This window comes from bacterium (genome assembly GCA_030685015.1).
Classification (GTDB): domain Bacteria; phylum CAIWAD01; class CAIWAD01; order CAIWAD01; family CAIWAD01; genus CAIWAD01.
In genome coordinates this window covers 1-3,344 of record JAUXWS010000091.1, presented here as the reverse complement: position 1 = coordinate 3,344, position 3,344 = coordinate 1, and the positions used below count along the sequence as shown (strand labels likewise).

Genomic DNA, 3,344 nt, shown 5'->3' with positions numbered 1-3,344 from the left:
CACAGGGGGCGGCAAGCCTTGCCGAGGTGTCCGACCATGGGTCGGACACCTGTTCGCAGAAGCAGACACTCCCCGGCCACCTCTCCACATGGGGCAACAGCTCGCCCGCCCGGCGCGACACCCGCCCGCCGGCAAGTTCTCCGGCCCTGGCGAGACGCACCCGTCGACGGCTGTCCTGGCGAAGGGCCGTACATGCGGGCGGCACTTTTATCCAGGGTGTCCGACCCATGGTCGGACACCTGTTCGGCCCTCTTCACACGGGGGCGGCCCTCCTCCCGACCTGTCCACCACTGTCCAGCCGCCACCCCATCATTTCCCTTGCAGCCGCCCCGGACCTTTCCGTCTTTGCAGCCGTGGCACCGGCACCCTTCATCCTGACGCTCCTCCTGCTCATCTCCGGCTCCGCCGCCGCGGCCCGGCCGCTGGTGGTGGCGGCGGGGGACAGCCTCGTGCTGGAGGGCGCCACCCTCACCGCCTCCCGCACCCGGCCCGCCGCCCTCGTGCAGGGTACCCTCATCCTGCGCGACTGCGTGGTGGAAGGCCGGGCGAAGGGGCCGTCGCTTCTTGTCTGTGAGGGGGACGAGGCGCGGCTGGTGGTGGAGCGGTGCCGGCTGTGGGTGAAAGCGCGGCGCGGCTGGGCAAATTCTTCCAAGGTGTCGGACGAAGTGTCGGACACCCGTCAGGCGAAGCGGACACTTCCTCTCCCGCTGGTGGAACTGCGCGGCGGCCGCGCCGAGCTTTCTTCCAGCACTCTCTGGGCCCCGGGCGCTGGACCGCTGGTGCAGGTGGCGGCGGGCGCCACGGCGCGCCTGAGGTCCTGCCTGCTGGGCGGGGGCGGGCCGGGGCCGGCCATCCAGGAGGAGAAGGACGGCGCCGTGCAACTTTCGTGGTCCATGAGCGACCGCGCCGCCCGGCCGCAGGATCCGGCCCGGCCCGGCCCGGCCTGGAGCAGGTGCCCGACCTGCGCCTGGTGGACCCCCGCCGCGGGGATTTCCGCCAGCGCTGGGACTCTCCCGCCCTGGACGCGGGCGATCCCCAAGCGCCCCAGGACTTCGATCTGACCAACGGGGATATCGGTTGGACACACAAGCTGCCGGTGACAGAGATCTCCGGAACCATCTCCACGGTTCTACCAGTGGGCCACTACTTGGTGACCGACGACGCCGAGATCGTGACCCCCCTCGAGCATGGCACGGTGCTGAAGGTTGCCAGCGGCAAGGTGTTGGTTTTGTTGCCGGGGCCTGACCCTGTTCTCAGCTTGGGCGACGCCGAAGGCACGCGCACGGCCATTGTGGGTCGTCCCGAGCGCCTGGCACCGTCTTGTGCGACCATCAAGCTCTCCGCCAACGGGCATCCGGATTGCCTGCTGCGGGCGGAGGGGGTTCTCTTCAACTATCCCGCCAGCAACGGCGGCTTCCACGGCATGGCGATGAACGGCTTCCAATCGCCGGACTTCGACCTTTCGGGCAAGCTCATTTCCTTCCAGAACTATGTGAATGTGCCATCGGGGTCTCAACAAAATCCGAACTATGATGGGCGTCTGGTGCTCGAGGCTTGCACAGGCCAAGTGTCCGACCTGCATGTGGGCAGCACGGCCTTGCAGGGTCCGGGCCAGCTGGCCCTGGTCGGCAGCAGGATGGATGTGGTCTCCTGCACCTTCCGTCCCACGGGAACGGCGCAGGCCGCCGACATCTCGCCGCTGACCGTCCATGGTCTGCTGGGTCCGGGCACGCCCCGGCTGCTGGACAACCTGTTCCACGTCGACAGGCCGCAGACCGCTCCCTTGGCGGATTTCAGGCAAACGGTGGTGGACCTTGAGCGCAACCGCTTCCTGGACTGCCGCAGCACGGCCATCATCGAAACGCATTCGGCCCTGTATATGGACCATGAGGCCCGCAACGACCTGCGGGCGTATCTTGATGGCACCACGGACAATTACCCCCTTGTCGAGATGGAGGGTGGCGACCTCGACCTCTTTTGTGGCCGCAACAACTTCATCGTCCGTGGCTTTGGAATCCCGGACTGGCCCATCATCCGCTGGACGGGGGACACCCATGCCGCGCAGGTGTGGCGGGAGAATTTCTGGGGAACCGGCTGCTCGGAACCCATCCCGGACGAGTTCGTGGAGGATCTCATACCGGCCTGGGCCACCGTCGAAGCCAGCCTCATCCAATGCGTTGAAGCCCTGACTCCGGCCAATCCCCTGTGCCCCTTCGAGCCTTTGACGCCCTATGAGCTGCTCAGGAACGGCCTGCTCGCCGAGGCCGCCGAGGATTACCCCCTGGCCCGGGACAACTGGCGCGCCCTGCTCCTCTTCCAGGCCGCGGCCAAGGAGGCGGGGGAGGGCACATTGCGCCTGAAGGCCTTGGGTTTTGTTCCGACTTACGGCCCAGCTGCCTATGAATATATCCGCGACGACCTCTTCGCCGGCGCACAGGCTTCCCAGGCGGTTCCCTTGTATCGTCAGCAGATCCTGCAAATCTGCGCGGCCTGGTGCGTGGAGGCGCGCTGGGGGGACCGGCCGGGGGCCATCGCCGCCCTGAACCTGCTGCTGGCCAATGAGCAGGACAAGATCTGCCGGGATACCATCACCCTGGCCCTGCTGGAGATCTCCCTCTACCCGCCCCAGGGTGGCTTCAGCGCGGCCGGGCCGGGTGTGCAGGCGGGGCGGCTGCTGGCGCGGCAGCAGGCGGTGCAGGAGCTGTTGGACTTCCGGCGGGACGGGGCGCGGACGATCCGGGCCGCGGAGGAGGAGAAGGGCGCTCGTCCGGGTGGCCTGTCCATCCTGGGTGCCTGGCCCAATCCCTTCAATCCGGTGACGACGGTGGAGTTCAATTTGCCCGGCGATGGACCCACCCGGCTGGGGCTCTACAACCTGCTGGGGCAGCTGGTGGCCGAGCCCCTGCGCCAGCCGTTGTCCGCCGGCCTGCACCGGGTGCGCGTGGACGGCGGAACCTTGTCCAGCGGCGTCTACCTGGCCGTGCTGGAGCAAGGCGGGCAGCACCAGGTGCACAAGCTCCTCTTGGTGAAGTGAGATGAGAGCCCCCCTGCCCTGGCTGCTGCTGGCGGCCTTGACCCTGGGAGCGTCCGCGGCCGTGCTGCGCGTGCCGCAGGACCTGCCGGGCATCCAGGCGGCCTTCGACGCCAGCGCGGCGGGGGACACGGTATTGGTGGATCGCGGAACCTGGGCGGGGCTGGTCACCGGCCCCGCCCATTCCGTCACCCTGTGCTCCAACCACCTGTTCACGGGGGACACGACGGACATCGTGGAAACGGTGCTGGACGGGGAGTATGCGGGGACCATCCTGGACGTCCACTCCGGCCTGGGCAGCTGGTTCACTGTG

At 68.2% G+C, this 3,344-nt stretch carries 3 protein-coding genes; all 3 read left to right on the top strand.

Going from position 1 to position 3,344, the window contains the following annotated elements; genetic code table 11:
* Positions 1–353: 353 nt before the first annotated feature.
* A complete protein-coding gene (locus tag Q8O14_13400) occupies positions 354–1,061 on the top strand; it encodes a hypothetical protein (GenBank protein ID MDP2361722.1) in 708 nt (235 codons plus the stop codon).
* Positions 953–3,034: a T9SS type A sorting domain-containing protein gene (locus Q8O14_13395; protein MDP2361721.1), complete on the top strand. Its 2,082-nt coding sequence runs from the start codon at positions 953–955 to the stop codon at positions 3,032–3,034. The genes Q8O14_13400 and Q8O14_13395 overlap by 109 nt, the downstream gene beginning before the upstream one ends.
* 1 nt (position 3,035) lies before the next feature.
* Positions 3,036–3,344 (top strand): hypothetical protein (locus Q8O14_13390; GenBank protein ID MDP2361720.1); only part of this gene is annotated, 309 nt, incomplete at its 3' end.